Source organism: Arcobacter defluvii (assembly GCF_013201725.1).
Taxonomy (GTDB): domain Bacteria; phylum Campylobacterota; class Campylobacteria; order Campylobacterales; family Arcobacteraceae; genus Aliarcobacter; species Aliarcobacter defluvii.
In genome coordinates, this window is the sequence record NZ_CP053835.1 from 707,625 (window position 1) to 724,570 (window position 16,946).

Annotated in this window: 12 protein-coding genes; 6 read left to right on the forward strand and 6 right to left on the reverse strand. The window is 28.1% G+C overall.

Annotated elements, in window-relative coordinates:
• Nucleotides 1-40: 40 nt before the first annotated feature.
• Nucleotides 41-1,351 carry an MFS transporter gene (locus ADFLV_RS03610; RefSeq protein ID WP_129010520.1) on the reverse strand — a complete coding sequence of 437 codons (1,311 nt, stop codon included), beginning with the start codon at nt 1,349-1,351 and terminating at the stop codon, nt 41-43.
• Between the two features lie 74 nt (nt 1,352-1,425).
• On the opposite strand from ADFLV_RS03610, the gene ADFLV_RS03615 reads away from it, so the two are divergent.
• Nucleotides 1,426-2,025, forward strand: coding sequence for a non-canonical purine NTP pyrophosphatase (locus ADFLV_RS03615; RefSeq protein ID WP_129010521.1), 600 nt, complete (start codon nt 1,426-1,428; stop codon nt 2,023-2,025).
• Between the two features lie 32 nt (nt 2,026-2,057).
• Here the strand turns inward: ADFLV_RS03615 and ADFLV_RS03620 are convergent, their stop codons facing one another.
• Nucleotides 2,058-3,929: a 7TM diverse intracellular signaling domain-containing protein gene (locus ADFLV_RS03620; RefSeq protein WP_129010522.1), complete on the reverse strand. Its 1,872-nt coding sequence runs from the start codon at nt 3,927-3,929 to the stop codon at nt 2,058-2,060.
• A 67-nt stretch (nt 3,930-3,996) separates the two neighbouring features.
• On the opposite strand from ADFLV_RS03620, the gene ADFLV_RS03625 reads away from it, so the two are divergent.
• From ADFLV_RS03625 to ADFLV_RS03635, 3 genes are all read left to right on the forward strand, one after another.
• Entirely contained in the window at nt 3,997-4,668 is a 672-nt protein-coding gene (locus ADFLV_RS03625; RefSeq protein WP_129010523.1) for a response regulator, read from the forward strand.
• 75 nt (nt 4,669-4,743) lie between these two features.
• On the forward strand, nt 4,744-10,371 hold the full coding sequence (locus ADFLV_RS03630) for an MBG domain-containing protein (RefSeq protein ID WP_129010524.1): 5,628 nt from the start codon (nt 4,744-4,746) through the stop codon (nt 10,369-10,371).
• Nucleotides 10,371-12,038: a ShlB/FhaC/HecB family hemolysin secretion/activation protein gene (locus ADFLV_RS03635; protein WP_129010525.1), complete on the forward strand. Its 1,668-nt coding sequence runs from the start codon at nt 10,371-10,373 to the stop codon at nt 12,036-12,038. Before ADFLV_RS03630 ends, ADFLV_RS03635 begins: the two co-directional genes overlap by 1 nt.
• A 4-nt stretch (nt 12,039-12,042) precedes the next feature.
• On the opposite strand, the gene ADFLV_RS03640 is transcribed toward ADFLV_RS03635, so the two are convergent.
• The 4 genes from ADFLV_RS03640 to ADFLV_RS03655 are packed head-to-tail and all read right to left on the reverse strand — an operon-like array spanning nt 12,043 to nt 13,735.
• A complete protein-coding gene (locus ADFLV_RS03640) occupies nt 12,043-12,369 on the reverse strand; it encodes a hypothetical protein (protein ID WP_129010526.1) in 327 nt (108 codons plus the stop codon).
• Nucleotides 12,366-12,707 (reverse strand): hypothetical protein, encoded by a 342-nt coding sequence (locus ADFLV_RS03645; protein ID WP_129010527.1) that lies wholly within the window; start codon nt 12,705-12,707, stop codon nt 12,366-12,368. The genes ADFLV_RS03640 and ADFLV_RS03645 overlap by 4 nt, the downstream gene beginning before the upstream one ends.
• Nucleotides 12,697-12,984, reverse strand: a complete 288-nt coding sequence (locus ADFLV_RS03650; RefSeq protein WP_041654648.1) for a hypothetical protein — start codon at nt 12,982-12,984, stop codon at nt 12,697-12,699. Before ADFLV_RS03650 ends, ADFLV_RS03645 begins: the two co-directional genes overlap by 11 nt.
• Nucleotides 12,971-13,735: a pyrroline-5-carboxylate reductase gene (locus tag ADFLV_RS03655; protein WP_014473434.1), complete on the reverse strand. Its 765-nt coding sequence runs from the start codon at nt 13,733-13,735 to the stop codon at nt 12,971-12,973. Before ADFLV_RS03655 ends, ADFLV_RS03650 begins: the two co-directional genes overlap by 14 nt.
• Nucleotides 13,736-13,830: 95 nt before the next feature.
• On the opposite strand from ADFLV_RS03655, the gene ADFLV_RS03660 reads away from it, so the two are divergent.
• Together ADFLV_RS03660 and lon are read left to right on the forward strand one after the other, a co-directional pair.
• Nucleotides 13,831-14,484, forward strand: a complete 654-nt coding sequence (locus tag ADFLV_RS03660) for an outer membrane protein assembly factor BamD (protein WP_014473435.1) — start codon at nt 13,831-13,833, stop codon at nt 14,482-14,484.
• A 40-nt stretch (nt 14,485-14,524) separates the two neighbouring features.
• Nucleotides 14,525-16,945, forward strand: coding sequence for an endopeptidase La (gene lon / locus ADFLV_RS03665; RefSeq protein WP_129010528.1), 2,421 nt, complete (start codon nt 14,525-14,527; stop codon nt 16,943-16,945).
• The last annotated feature ends 1 nt before the right edge of the window (nt 16,946 follow it).

The window sequence follows — 16,946 nt, forward strand, 5'->3', positions numbered from 1 at the left end:
ATCTAATATAGTAGCTAATATTTGATTAAAATAAAAGAATTTATTTTAGAAGATTTTTTATCTCATCTTCAGTGATTTTTTCATTGTCATATTTTATTGCGATAATATTCTCAGTGTTATTAATATACCACTCATCAATAGCTGTTTGATTTAAATTTGCACTTTTTTCTAGGTGATATTCATTTAAAGATAAATAAACAAATTTCTTTTTAGCTGGATTTGGCATAGTAAAAATTAAAATAGCCCATAAAACACAGATTATTGCAATTGTTATAACTAAAGTTGATAAAGTTACATCTTTATAAAACATTCCTCCAATCATTCCACCCAAAAATGTTCCTAGATAACCAGACGCGTTAAAAATTCCTAAAACTAAACCTCTTTGATGAACTTTTGCAAACTTTGAAGCAAGAGATTGCATAATTGGTTCGTGCATATTAAATCCAATAAAGAATATTACAACACCAATTACAAAAACAACTGCACTTGAACTTAATCCTATAATTAAGTATGAAAGAGCAAAAAATAAAATACCAATAATTAATATTTCTTTAAACTTACCTTTTTTTTCTGCAATAACAGCTGCAGGTCCCATAGCAATAACTCCAAAAATCATCGCTGGAAGATATACTTTCCAAAGTTCACCCATTGTCCACTCAAAATGATGAATTAAAGTAATAGGAATAATCATAAAAGCGAAAGTCATTAAACCTTTTTGTAAAAAGTTAGTGATATTCATCTTTATTAGATTTGCATTTCCTAAAATCTCTCCTAAATTTGCTTTTTTATTGTAAGTGTGCGTTATATGAGGAGGATTTGGAACCATTTTTATTAAAACAAAAATAGAACCTAAAGCCAAAACCATTGTTATATAAAATAGTGAATGAACACCATAAGCAGCTCCAATTGTAGGACCTGCAATCATTGAAACAGCAAAAGCAATAGCAATAGATGAACCCATTAAAGCCATAGCTTTAGGTCTTTGCTCTTCTTTTACTAAGTCACTAATCGTTGCAGTTACAACTGCTCCAATAGCACCAGCACCTTGAAGTAATCTTCCAAATAATAGTGTATAAATATCAGTTGAAATAGCACAAATTAAAGAACCAATTGCAAAAAGCAATAATCCCATAATAATAGTACCTTTTCTTCCTAATTTATCACTTATTACTCCAAATGGAACTTGAAAAATCATTTGAGTTAAAGCATAACCACCAATTACAATACCTACTAATGTAGGCGTTGCACCTTCTAAATTTATTGCATAAACTGAAATAATAGGTAGAACTAAAAATAGACCGAAAAATCTTAGAGCAATAATTACACTAAGCGGCAAAACTGATTTAATCATATATAATCCTAAACATAATATAATTTTTGCAGATTATAGTTAATATTAGTTAATAACAGGTTAAAAGGATATATGTGAAAATAATAATAGCATCAGCAAATAAGGGAAAAATAGCAGAGTTTGAAAAACTTATGCCAAATGATGAAGTAATTGCATTTAGTGAAATTTTAGGTCAAATTGAAATAGAAGAAGATAAAGACACTTTTAAAGGAAATGCTATAAAAAAAGCTCAAACAATTTATGATGAGCTTTATAAAAATGGATATAGAGATATGATAGTGATTTCTGATGATTCAGGTATTAGTGTTCCAGTTTTAAATAATGAACCTGGAATTTATAGTGCAAGATATGCTGGATTAAATGCAACAGATAAATCAAATAATGCAAAATTAATAGAGAATCTTAACAGAATAAATTTAGAAAGAACACCAGCTTTTTACACAGCTTGTATAGCTATAGTTTATCAAAATAATGTTTATACAGTTCACGGTTGGATGCATGGAGATGTGATAAATAAAGAGTTAGGTGAGGGTGGTTTTGGATACGACCCAATGTTTATTCCAAATGGTTTTGAAAAAACTTTAGGAGAGTTAGGTTATGAAGCAAAAAAAGAGTTTTCACATAGAACAAAAGCTTTAAATCTTGCCAAAAAAGTTTTGGATGTGATTTTATAAAAAATTATTAAATCAAGAAGATGGGATACTTATTATAAAACTTTTTCATTAAGAAATGAATCTTTAGGAAGTATAATATTGTATTCCAATCCTTCATTATTTCTACAATTAATTTTTCCATTTAATTGAAATGAGATAAGAGTTTTAATAAGACTAAATCCAAAACCATTTTCTACTTTATCAATATCTGCGCCAATACCATTATCTTTATATATAAAATTTATATTTTTATCATCTTTAAAAAAGTAGATACTAATTTTTGGATTAGGTATTTCTTTAAAAGCATATTTAACACTATTTAATATTAGCTCATTCATTACAAGTCCTATTGGGATTAGACTATTTTGATTCAATAAAATTTTGTGAATATTTAAATCATATGAAATATTTAAAGAAGAGTAACTATTTTTGATTTCAGATACAATTTCTTTAATATACTTTTTTAGTTCAATTTTATTTGGATTTTCTATTTCTAAAAAGTTTTCATACAATATAGATATTGACTTGATTCTTTTTATGTTTTCATCTAAAATATCTTTATCTTTTTCATTAAGTAATTTGTCCTTATCCATATATAACAAGGCACTTATTATTTGCAAATTGTTTTTAATTCTATGAGATAACTCTTTTAATAATACTGTTTTATTTTTCACTTGTATATCTAACTCTTTTGTTCTTTCATCAACTTTTTTTTCTAAATTTATATTTAGTTGAGTTACTTCATTTTTAGTTTTTTCTAAAATAAGATTTAATGAAGTATATCTATATGCTAAAGCTATAGAAAAAAGAATAGAATCTATCGTTATTCCAATATCAACTCCTTTAAATAAATACCAATTATAAGCTATTAAAGAAGCTGCAATAGAAGATGTCAAAAAAGCACCAATACAACCAAAAATAGTTGCTAAAGTGAAAAATATTGCTTTTTTACTTCCTCTTATAAATGAATAAAGCCCCAAGAATAACATGTATATACTAAATAATGGAGTAATGCAAGAAGCATAAAAAATAGTATATTCATAGCCTAAAATAGTTGTAAGAATACATATTCCAATATGAATAACTAAAATATAGTTTGTATATTTATCTATTTTAGGAAAGCTATCTTTTAACTCTAAGAATGATTTAGCAAATAATAAACTAAAAATCAAATAAAAAAGTATAGTAATAGATTGCATCCAGTTTTGAGTATTTGGATAGTCATAGAGTATATACTTAAAAGTATGGCTGTCATAACTTAAACTTGCTATAAGATAGGACAATAAATATAAAGAGTAATAAAAATATGGCTTATATCTTGCAATAACAAATATCAGAAAATTAAAAATTAAAATTGCAGAAACAATACTATAAGTACTTATTACTATCAAATCCATATCAATTATTTTTTCATAAAAATTCTTTTCACTTAAAATTGAAAAAGGTATAATAAAAGGATCTCTTGTTTTTATCTGTAAATATACAGTTGATTTACCATTGGAAAAGTTGTGAATTTGATTTAGAAGATTAATTTTCATTGATCTTTCTTTAAAGGGTAATAATGTACCTAATTTATAAGTTGTCAAGCTATTTTGCTCATCATATATATAAATATTAATAGTATCTATCCAAGGTGTATCAAATACAAAATATCTTTCTAATTTATTATTTGTTTCATTTATTACATCAAATTTAAGCCAATAAGTTGATTGTGTAAAAAATGTTAAAAAAACTTTTTTATTTTCTTTTATAAAGCTTTTATTATCTAACTCTTTTATTTTATTTATATCGTAAGATGAGTTTTTATCTTCGAAATAACTTATCTTTTCTCCTTCATAAGATGAGTTCTCATTTGATAAATTTATCTCTGTTGCAAAAGCAGAAGAAAATCCAATAAATAAAATTATTAAATAATATATTTTCAAGATAATCCTTCTGAATTTTTTTGTATGATATAATAATAAGATAGAAGAATAAATAAAGAGATTAAAAGTGAATATTATTATTTTAGAAGATGAAGCAATTATGATGATGTTTTTAAAGGACTCCTTAGAAAAAAAAGGACATACAGTAAAAGCCACATTTAACAGCTATCTAGGTTTTTTTGAAGTTATAGAAAAAGAGAACATTGATTTAGTTTTTATGGATATTTTAATAAAAGGCCCATTAGATGGAACTCAAGTTGCTACAAAATTAAGAGAGATAAATAAAACTATAAAAATTGTATTTATTACTTCATATAAAGATACCCAAACTTTACAAATGGCAAAACTATCAAAACCAAATGGATATTTGATTAAGCCCATATCAAAAGAGGATTTAGAAGCTATCTTAATGGTTTGCGAATCAAATGCTAAAATAGAAATAAAAAATGATGACTATATAACAATAGCTACTTATAAATATGATGTGATAAATAAAACTGTAAAAGAAAATAATAATTTAATAAAACTTACAAAAAAAGAATTACAATGTTTTGAGTTATTACTTCAAAATAAAAACAATCACATTCCCCATGAAATTTTAATAAACCATCTTTGGAATATTGATACATCAAACAAGGCTAGTTCACTAAGAGAACTTGTGTATAGAATAAGAAAAAAACTACCAAATATAGAAGTAGAAAATAGTATAAATATAGGTTACATTCTAAAAGATTATTAAAAATAATAAATTTCTAACACCATTCTAATTCCCCGATTCTATAATTATCTATAGAAATAAACATAGGGAGATATAATGAAATTTAAATCAGATTTTAGCTCAAGATTTAGAATCCTAAAAGGTGGAAAAATTTCACTAATGGTGTCTGCACTTCTAGGAAGTGTAACTTTGAGTGTTGCTTCTCCCACAGCAGGAGTTGTAACAAGTGGAACTGCAAATATTTCACAAAGTGGAAATACCACAAATATAAACCAAAGTTCTAATAAAGCCACTATAAACTGGCAAGACTTTTCAATCAAATCAAATGAAACAGTAAACTTTAATCAGCCAAATAAAAATAGTATAACTTTAAATAGAGTTGTAGGTAATGAAAAATCAGTAATAGATGGAGCACTAAACGCAAATGGACAAGTTTGGATTTTAAACTCAAATGGTGTGTTGTTTAATAAAACAGCAAAAGTAAATACAGCAGGAATAGTAGCTACTACAAAAGAGTTAAGTGATGCAGATTTTAATGCTGGAAATTATAACTTCAAAGGTGACTCAAAAGCTAGTGTTATAAACCTAGGAACAATAGAAGTATCAAATAGTGGTTATGTAGTTCTAGCTTCAAATGAAGTAAAAAATGCAGGAACAATAAAAGCAGTAAAAGGAAAAGTATATTTATCAGGTGCAGATAAATATAGCTTAAATTTAAATGGAAACTCTCTTGTAAGCCTTAGTGTAAAAAAAGGTGTTTTAGATGCTTTAGTAGAAAACTCAGGAACTGTTATTGCTAATGGTGGAGAAATATATCTAAGTACAAATGCTGTAAATGAACTACTAAAAGGTGTAGTAAATAATACAGGGATTCTTGAAGCTAACTCTTTGGATGGTGTTACAGGGAAAGTAGAATTGTTTGCCCATGGTGGAGAAGTTCAAGTAGGTGGAACAATAAAAGCAAAAGATGGCTTTGTTGAAACTTCAGGGAAAAAATTTTCAATTGATAAAAATACAAATATCAAAGCAAAAACTTGGTTAATAGACCCTACAAATTTAACAGTAAATGATGCAACAGCTTATGAAACAGCACTAGGAAATGGAACAGACACTTTAATCAAAACAGATAATGCAACAGGAAGTGATGAGGGGAATATCTACATCAATGATACGATTAATTGGACAACAAACGCAAAACTTACCCTTGATGCTTATAATAATATTTATATCAATAAAGCAATAAGTGCTACCAATGGAAAACTTGCTTTATATTATGGAGATAGTGGAGATTATTATATAAATGCAAAAGTAAACCTAAGTGCAGGTCAAAACTTCTTTACAAAAAAAGCAAGTGATTCAGCTGAGACCTCTTGGACAGTTGTAACAACAGCAAGTGATGTACAAAGTATGTCTTTATCAGGAAATACAGTTTTAGGTGCAGATGTAGATGCAAGTGGTATTTCAAATTGGACTCCAATAGGAAATTTCTCAACAAGATTCACAGGAAATTTTGATGGACTTGGACATACTATTGATAAACTTTATATAAATAATAGTTCATTTTACCTTGGATTATTTGGCGCTACCAATTCCTCAAGCACCATAAAAAATGTTGGGCTTATTAATGTGAATATTATTGGAAATAACTTTGTCGGAGGTTTGGTTGGTGCTTCTTCTTCAACAATCAAAAACTCATATGTTAGTGGAACAGTGAGTGGAGATACTTATATTGGAGGTTTAGTTGGATGGAATGATTCAACAATCGAAAACTCATATGCTAGTGCAACAGTGAGTGGATATAGCTTTGTCGGAGGTTTGGTTGGAATTAATACTTCAACAATCAAATATTCATATGCTAGTGGAACAGTGAATGGATATAGTGATTTTGGAGGTTTGGTTGGAAGTGATAATAATATAATCGAAAACTCATACTATAATAAAGATACAAATACAGCAAGTATGGGTGATAGTTATCGTGGGAAAACAAAAGCAGAGATTTTAGCTGCATTTGCTGGAAATACTGCTTGGGTGACAACTGGAGCAGATATTGTGGGATATGGTATTTTTGATAGTGGTATTAGCTTGCCTCTTTTAAAAACATTTGCAACACCCACATCTACACTTTTTGAAAGTGGATATGGAACAGAAGAAAGTGCTTATACAATCACAAACTGGACACAACTACAAAATATCAATAATAGTAATATTTTAACTAAAAACTACTATTTCCAACTTTTAAATAATCTTAGTAATACAACTTCAGATTATACAAATCTAGCAAGTTCAACTGCAAATGGTGGAGCTGGATGGAATCCTTTAGGAAATGACTCAGCACAATTTACAGGAAATTTTGATGGACTTGGACACACAATTTCAGATTTATATATTAATAGACCAACCACCCATTTTATAGGTCTTTTTGGATATACCAATGGGGCAACTATTCGTAATATAGGCATTAAAGGAACGATTACAGGAGATACTATTGTTGGAGGTTTGGTTGGTTTTTTATTTGGCTCAACAGTTGAAGACTCTTATTCAAATGTAACAGTAAGTGGAAAGGACTCTGTTGGAGGATTAGTTGGATTTAATCGAGATGCTTCGACCATTAAAAACTCTTATGCAACAGGAACCGTGAGTGGAACTACTACTGTAGGAGGTTTGGTTGGATATAATGGTGCGGCTTCAAGCATTGAAAACTCATATGCTAGTGGAACAGTAGAGGGAGTTGTTAATGTAGGAGGATTGGTTGGAAATAATGATTCAACCATTAAAAACTCATATGCTAGTGGAACAGTAGAGGGAGGACATGGTGTTGGAGGATTGGTTGGAGTTAGTTCTCCAGACATTGAAAATTCATACTATGATAAAGATACAAATACAGATAGTTCTATGGATGATATTTCTTACGGAAGAACAAAAGCAGAAATTTTAGCTTTAGTTGGTGGAGCTTGGGATAATACTATTTGGAGTAAAACAAGTGGTGGAAGTAGTGTAGAGGGATATGAGATATTAGAACTTCCATATTTAATTGGTGTTACAAGAGATGAAGATAAATCTGTAGTATTATTATTTAATAGTGGATTAGGAACAAGTGTAAATCCATATACTATAAAAAACTGGACACAACTGCAAAATATCAATAATAGTAATATTTTAACTAAAAACTACTATTTTCAACTTTTAAATAATCTTAGTAATACAACTTCAGATTATACAAATCTAGCAAGTTCAACTACAAATGGCGGAGCTGGATGGAATAGTTTAGGAAATGGCTCAGCACAATTTAAAGGAAACTTTGATGGACTTGGACATACTATTGATAAACTTTATATAAATAATAGTACTGATGAATTTGTAGGACTTTTTGGATATACAAATGGAGCAACCATTAGTAATGTAGGTGTTACGAATGTAGATATTACAAAATTAGGGACTACTAATAGTTATGTGGGAGGATTAGTTGGGCGTAATAATTCTTCTTCAATAAACAATTCATATTCAACTGGACTTATAAGTTCATATATTAATGATAATAATTCAATGAGTACTTCACGCTCTCATGTAGGAGGATTAGTTGGATTAAATGATAATTCTTCTTCAATAAATAATTCATATACAACTGGAACTGTTTATACAACTGGAAGTGACTATGCATATATAGGAGGATTAGTTGGGCGTAATGATTCTTCTTCAATAAATAATTCATATTCAACTGGAAGTGTTAATGGAAGTGCAAATTCATATCTTACTATGGGAGGGTTAGTTGGTGCTGTTTTTATATCTGGAACAAATTCTTCAACAGTAACAAATTCATTTTGGGATACACAAACTTCAGGGCAAAATACAAGTAGCGGAGGAACTGGCTTAACAACAGCACAAATGTCTTATGGACAGATATTTAAAGATGCCTCTTGGGATATTGTAGCAGATAGTTCAGTTACTTCTTCAACACCAGTTTTAAAATATGATAGTATAAATGATAAATATGTATGGGCAATAGCACCCCTATCATTATCATATAATTTAGGAACTAAAACTTCGCAATATAATGGATTAACACAAAATTTAAGTAGTTTTTATACAACAGCAACTTCAATCTTTGGAAATAGTTATAGCTTTTTAGATGGAACATATAAATTCCAAGTAAATGGAATAGATGTAACAGGATATAAAAATGCAGCTACTTATGAGAATATAAAAGTAGCTTCAACAAATGATTTCTTAAATATTGCAAGTTCTGGAAATACAGATGGAACATTAACAATTGCAAAAAAAGCAATAACAGTAAACGCAGATGATTTAAGTAAAATCTATGGACAAACAGATGCAAACCTAACTTATACAGCAACTGGCCTAGTAGGAAATGATACATTAACAGGAAATCTAAAAAGAGTAACAGGAGAAAATGTAGGAGAATATACAATTTCACAAGATACAACTTTAACAAACTCAAACTATACAGTTACCTTCACAAATGGTAAATATACAATCACTCCAAAAGCAATAACAGTAAGCGCAGATGATTTAAGTAAAATCTATGGGCAAACAGATGCAAACCTAACTTATTCAACAACTGGCCTAGTAGGAAATGATACATTAACAGGAAATCTAAAAAGAGTAACAGGAGAAAATGTAGGAGAATATACAATTTCACAAGATACAACTTTAACAAACTCAAACTATACAGTTACATTCACAAATGGAAAATATACAATCACTCCAAAAGCCATAACAGTAAGCGCAGATGATTTAAGTAAAATCTATGGGCAAACAGATGCAAGTTTAACTTATACAGCAACAGGATTAGTAGGAAATGATACATTAAGTGGAAGTTTAAAAAGAGTATCAGGAGAAAATGTAGGAGAATATACAATTTCACAAGATACAACTTTAACAAACTCAAACTATACAGTTACCTTCACAGATGGAAAATATACAATCACTCCAAAAGCAATAACAGTAAGCGCAAATGATTTAAGTAAAATCTATGGGCAAACAGATGCAAGTTTAACTTATACAGCAACAGGATTAGTAGGAAATGATACATTAAGTGGAAATCTAAAAAGAGTAAGTGGAGAAAATGTAGGAGAGTATGTAATCTCTCAAGATACAACTTTATCAAACTCAAACTATACAGTTACATTCACAAATGGTAAATATACAATCACTCCAAAAGCAATAACAGTAAGCGCAGAAAATAAATCTAAAACCCAAGGAGAAAATAATCCAAGTTTAACTTATGTAGTAAATGGATTAATTGGAAATGATATTTTAATTGGAAATTTAAGTACAACTGCAACTGTATCAAGTGATGTGGGAACTTATGAGATAACTCAAGGTGATTTAGCTAATGGTAATTATGCAATAACATTTAATGATGGTGAATTAACAGTTCTTGCTAAAAATACGCCAACGCCAAATCCTGAACCAACGCCAACGCCACCAGATTTATCAAAAATCATAGATAATATAGATAAAACAATAAGAGTAAATGTTCCAAATAGAGGCGTTATCCCTCCTGTTGCTTCTACTACTAATCCAACTCAAACAAATAATGGACAAGAAGTAAATAATATAGGAAGTGTGAACCCAGATGAGGGAGGAATTATAGTTGATAGAAACTCAAATGTTAGAATAATAAATGGAGGAGTTAAACTACCAATAGGATTAACACTACTCTCAGATACAACACCAGATAACCAAATAGGAGAAACAAACTAATGAAAAATGTAAATAAAATATTAACAATTTCACTTCTAACATCAAGTGTACTTTTAGGAGCAACACCAAATATAGGAGATGTAAATAGACAAATCCAAGCTCCAAAAGATTTGCCAAAAAAAGTTACTCCTTTGGTGGATATTGATGGTGTAAAAAAATATAAAGAACCGATGTCTGATGATAAAAGTGGTAAAACAATTTTTGTAAAAGATTTTAAAATAGAAAATGCAATTCATATAAGTGAAACTGAACTAAAAAATCTAATATCTTCTTTTATAAATAAAGATTTGACTTTTTCTCAACTTCAAGAAGTAGCTTCTATTATTACAAAAGAATATAGAAAACAAGGATACTTTGTAGCAAGGGCTTATCTTCCTATTCAAAATATTCAAGAAAATGATAATGTAATTGTTATTTCTATCATTGAAGGAAATTATGGAGAGTTTAAACTAAAAAATACTTCTTTAGTAAAAGATAGTGTAGTTCAAAATATGCTAGATGAAGCAAAAAAAGATAATGTAATTGCTACTTCAACTTTAGAAAGAAGTATGCTTCTTATAAATGATACTCCAGGTGTAATGGTTTCAAAAGCAGAACTTATGCCAGGAGCTGAAGTTGGAACAAGCGACTTTGATATAGAAACTACTTCTCAAAATAGACTGGATGGTTATGTGGTTGCTGATAATTATGGAAGTAAATATACAGGAAGAAATAGAGTTCAAGCTTTGGTAAATGTAAACTCTCCTTTTAATATAGGCGATAAATTAACAGTTTCTGGTCTTGTAAGTAATGGTGCAGATTTGAAAAATGGTAAAATTGCTTATTCAGCTCCTTTGGCTTCAAATGGTCTAAGAGGTGAAATGTCTTACTCAAGAACTGATTACTCTTTGACAAAAGATTATAAATATCTAAACGCAGATGGTGATTCTGAAATTTTTGATTTAGGAGTTTCTTATCCAGTAATAAGAACTCAAAGTGAAAACCTAAACCTATCTTTGAAGTTTGCTAATAAAGATATGAATGATTATCAAGATAGTGATAAAACAGCAGATAAAAATATAAAATCATTTGTAGCTTCTGTGGCTTACTTGAAAGATTATTCTTTGTTAGGTTTAGCTTCTAGATTTGATTCTAATTTTAATCTAACTACTGGAAGATTAAATTCAGATAATTCTAATGTAGATACAGGAAGATATAATAAAATAGACTTCTATGTTTCAATTCTTTTATACCTAAATCAAACTTTCTCTTTAAATACAAACCTAACAGCTCAAAAAGTATTGGGAAGTAAAAATCTAGATGGTAGTGAAGACTTAAGCCTAGGTGGAGCTTATGGGGTAAAACTTTACCCAGATAGTGAACAAAGTGCAGAAAATGGATATATCTTTAATACAGAATTGTTTAGTCAACTTCCAAATATAAATCAATATTCTCATAAAGTAGGATTGTTCTATGATGTAGGTAATGTATATATGGAAGATTCAAGCCAAGATGCAAACTTTGATAGAGCAACTCTTCAAGATGTAGGAGTAGGGTATTATTCAAACTATAAAGATTTCTTTTTGAAAACACAAATGGCATGGAATTTAAACTCACAAGCAATATCAAGTGAAACAACATCACATGGAAATACAAAACTGTTAATCCAAGCTGGAATGGTGTTTTAGGATGTTATTCTTTAACAACCTTTTCATGAAGTGAAATATCATAATCTTTAGCTTTTACATAAAGATTTGAAATATAAAAATTTTCTTTAAATTCGATATTTGCATAAATATCAAATAAATCATCTTCAATTTGAAGGTGATTTATCTCTTTTAAATCTAAGGTATTCATATAATCTTTAAAAAAATTCATATGATTTTTTGCTTGTAAATATAAATATTGATTTGCTAAATTCTGACTTCTTAAAGATTTTGTTTCTAAAATTACACTAGCTAAATATGTAAAAAGTGTAACTAAAGTTATAGTTATCAACAAAGTATATGCTTTTTTCATAAATCAAATTCCCAAGTTTGAATAATTGTATCTTTTAAATTTATATAAATCGTAATTTGTTTTGCACTTTTATTTAAAATAAATTCTTTTACATCTTTTAACAGTAAATTATTTTCAAAATATAGATTATGATTTGAAAAGTTGATTTTTTCTAATTTATCTTTGTTTTTTTCAATAAAAATTTTTGTTGCTTTAAAATTTATTTTATCAATCTCAAGTTCTTGATTTTGTTTATTTTCTAAAAATAGTTCTTTCATATAAGTAGTAGAATAAATAATTATTATAGAAGAAATTATCAAAGTTAGAATTATTTCAAAAAGTGAAAAACTATTTTTCATATTTAAAAATCTTTATATCTTCATTTTCAAATTGATATTTAAAAACTTCAAGGTTTTCGATGGAAATTTTATTTTTTATAATTTGTAGAGTTTTTGAAGATTTTGTAAAATTTGAATAATCTTTTGTATCAAATTTGTTTTCTAAATCGTTTAAAAGCATAAAGTTTTTTTCTTCTTGTTCATCGCTATAAGTGGAAAACTTAAAACCACTTATTACGATAATTAAAAAAGTAATACTTATTAATGTTTCAATTAAAGTAAAACTATTTTTTCCCAAGCTCAACTGCTTTGTTATAAGCTTCTTCAACAGCTTTAATCATAGCATTTCTTACTCCATATTTTTCAAGTTCAGCATAACCAGCAGCTGTAGTTCCACCTGGACTCATAACTGAATCTTTTAAAGTAGAAGGATGAGTATGTTTTAATAAACTTGAAGTTCCACTAAATAATCCTTGAACTAATTGCATACTTAAATGTCTTTCTAGTCCAGCTTTTACAGCACCATCTGCTAATGCCTCAGCTACTAATGCTAAATAAGCTGGACCACTTCCAGCAATCGCAGTTGCTATATCAAGTTGAGTTTCAGTATTTACCCAAACTGCTTGACCAATACTACTAAAAATCTCCATTGCAATGATTTTTGCTTCATTATCTCCTGTGATTGTTGTCATTGAATTTTGAACAGAAGCTGCAATATTTGGCATAGTTCTTATATAATGTTTTGCTTTAATTTGTTTTTTTAAAGATTCAAGTTTTGTTCCAGCTAAAATAGATAATAAAACATTTGCATTTCCAACAAGTCTAGCTGAAACGCTTTGTAAAGCATAAGGTTTAACACAAAATAAAACATTTTTACCTGTAATATCTTCTTGATCTTCTAAAACTTTGATAGTTATTTGAGGCATTTTCTCTTGAATAATTTTTAATTTTTCCTCATCTCTTCCTATCATTTCAACTTCATGGTTTTTTATAAGCCCTCTAGCTAATGATTGAGCCATAATTCCATTACCAATTAATGTAAGTTTCATTTATATTGCCTTTTCAATTATTTTGATTTATTATAGCAGATAATTCCTAAGCTAGTATTAGATAGAATATCACTTTTATGAGAAAGGATATTAAAATGATAAAAAGTTTGAAGCTAAAAAATTTATTATTGATAACTTGTGCAGTTTTTGTACTTACTGCTTGTTCTTCAAAAGAGGAAGAAGAATATAATAAACCAGCTCTATATTGGTATAACAAAATGATGAAACAAATTTCATCAGGTGATTTAGATAAGGCTGATGATACATATACTTCTTTAGAGAGTGAACACAGAAATTCACCATTTATTCCAAGTGCTATATTAATCTTAGTAAATGCTCACATTGATGAAGAAGAGTATGCTTTAGCAAACTTTTATTTAGATGAATATATTAAAAGATTTGGTTTAAGTAAAGATATTGATTATGCTAGATATTTAAAAATTAAAGCGAACTTTTTAGGATTTAAATATCAATTTAGAGATCAACAATTAATTGATGATACTTTAACTCAAATCCAAGATTTTAAAGTAAAATATAAAAACTCACCATATATGCCTTTAGTTGATACTATTAATTCAAGATTATATATGGCAAAAGCTTCTTTAGATAATGAAATTTCAGAGCTTTATATAAGAAGAGATAAAGAAGCAGCAGCAGCATTTTATGAACAAAAAGTTAAAGAATCTTGGGTAAATCCAGCTGAAATAGAACCTGTAAAAGTACCGTTTTATAGATCAATTTTTGAATAATTTAAAAATTATATAATATAAATTTAGGAGTTAAATTAAAATGGAATTAGAAAATTATGATGAATTTCCACAAAATATACCATTAATTATTGAAGATGATATATTCTTATATCCTTTTATGATTGCTCCTCTTTTTTTAAGTAATGAGCAAAATATAAAAGCCGTTGAATATGCAATTGAACACAATAAATTAGTTATGGTGACAGTTTCAAAACATGGTAAAGAGGGAAAACGAGAAGTTGACTCTTTTTATGATGTTGGAGTTGTTGGAAATATTATGAGAAAAGTATCTTTACCTGATGGTAAAATAAAAGTACTTTTTCAAGGTTTAACAAAAGGAAAAATCTTAGATTTTTCACTAGAACAACCACTTTTTACAAGTGTTGATATATTAAAAACTGAAGAATCAAATGAACAAAGTGTAAAATCAGTAATTGAAGTTTTAATTGATAATATTAAAAAACTATCAAGATTAAATTCTAAATTTCCTGCTGATTTAGTAAAAACTATTGAAGAAAATGATGATGCAACAAGAATTGCTGATTTAATTTCATCAGTTTTAAAAGTTAAAAAAGATGAAGCTTACAAACTATTTTCTCAAACAAATATTGAACAAAGATTACTTGATATTATTGAAGTAATCAAAAAAGAGATTGAATCATTTAAAATCCAAAAAGAGATTACTCAAAAAGTAAACTCTAAGATAGAAAAAACTCATAAAGATTATTTTTTGAAAGAGCAAATTAAAGCAATTCAAAAAGAATTAGGAAGTGATAATCAAAAAGATGAAGAGGTTAAATCTTATAAAAAAAGATTAAAAGCAAAAAAAGATTTTATGCCTAAAGAAGCTTATAAAGAGACAAAAAAACAAATAGAAAAACTAAGTCGAATGAATCAAGATTCTCCTGATGCTTCTTTATTACAAACTTATGTAGAGCAAGTTTTAGACATACCTTATGGAGAATATGCTGATGAAAAGATTTCTGTTAAAAATGTTGAAGATCAATTAAATAAAGATCATTACTCTTTAATAAAACCAAAAGAGAGAATTTCTGAATATTTTGCAGTAAAACAGTTACTTGAACAAAGAAAAATTGAAGATTTAAAATCAAAAGGTACTGTTTTATGTTTTGTGGGACCTCCAGGTGTTGGTAAAACATCTTTAGCAAATTCTATAGCAAAAGCGCTACAAAGACCACTTATTAGAATAGCTTTAGGTGGAATGGAAGATGTAAATGAATTAAGAGGGCATAGAAGAACTTATGTTGGAGCGATGCCTGGAAGATTAATCAAAGGATTAATTGACGCTAAAAAAATGAATCCAGTTATGGTTTTAGATGAGATTGATAAATTAGGAGCTAATCATAGAGGTGATCCAACGGCAGTTATGCTTGAGATTTTAGACCCTGAGCAAAATCATGAATTTAGAGATTTATATTTAAATTTTCCAGTTGATTTATCACAAGTAATTTTTGTATCAACTGCAAATGATGCTAGAAAAATTCCAGCACCACTTAGAGATAGAATGGAATTTATAGAGATTTCTTCATATACTCCAAATGAAAAATATCATATTGCAAAAGACTATTTAATTCCTCAAGAGTTAGAAAAACACGGACTTAAAAAAACTGAAGTTAGTTTAAATAAAGCTACTATTGAGATGATTATTTCAAAATATACAAGAGAAGCTGGAGTTAGAAATCTACGAAGAGTTTTCTCAAAATTATTTAGAAAAGTTGTAAAACAGATTTTAAATGACCCAACGATTGAAAAAGTAACAATTGGAACAAAAGATTTAAAAACATATTTAGATAATCCAATTTTTGAAATAGATGCAGCTGATAAGAAAAATTCTATTGGAATTGCAAATGGATTAGCTTGGACAGCTGTTGGTGGAGATGTTTTAAAAATTGAAGCAATAAAACTAAAAGGAAAAGGGAACTTAAGTGTAACTGGAAACTTGGGTGATGTTATGAAAGAATCATCAAGAATTTCTTATTCTGTTGTGAAAGTTTTAATTGATAAAGGTATTTTAACTTTTGATAATAAAATTATTCCTAGATTAACAAAAGAAGAGGAAGAAAAACAGAGTTTAGATTCAAGTGAGTTATATAAAAGATATGATATTCACTTACATATCCCAGAAGGTGCAACTCCCAAAGATGGTCCAAGTGCAGGTATAACAATGGCATTAACAATAGCATCTGTTTTAAGTGAAAAACCTATAAAGGCTGATGTTGCAATGACAGGAGAACTTACACTTTCTGGAAAAGTTTTACCAATTGGTGGGTTAAAAGAAAAATTAATTGCAGCATATAAAGCAAAAATGAAAAAAGCATTAATTCCAAGAAAAAATTTTGACAGAGATTTAGATGAAATTCCTGAAGAAGTAAAAAATGCAATGGAAATAAAAGCTGTTGATACAATCGAAGATGTTTTAAAAGAGGCATTGGAAAACTAAG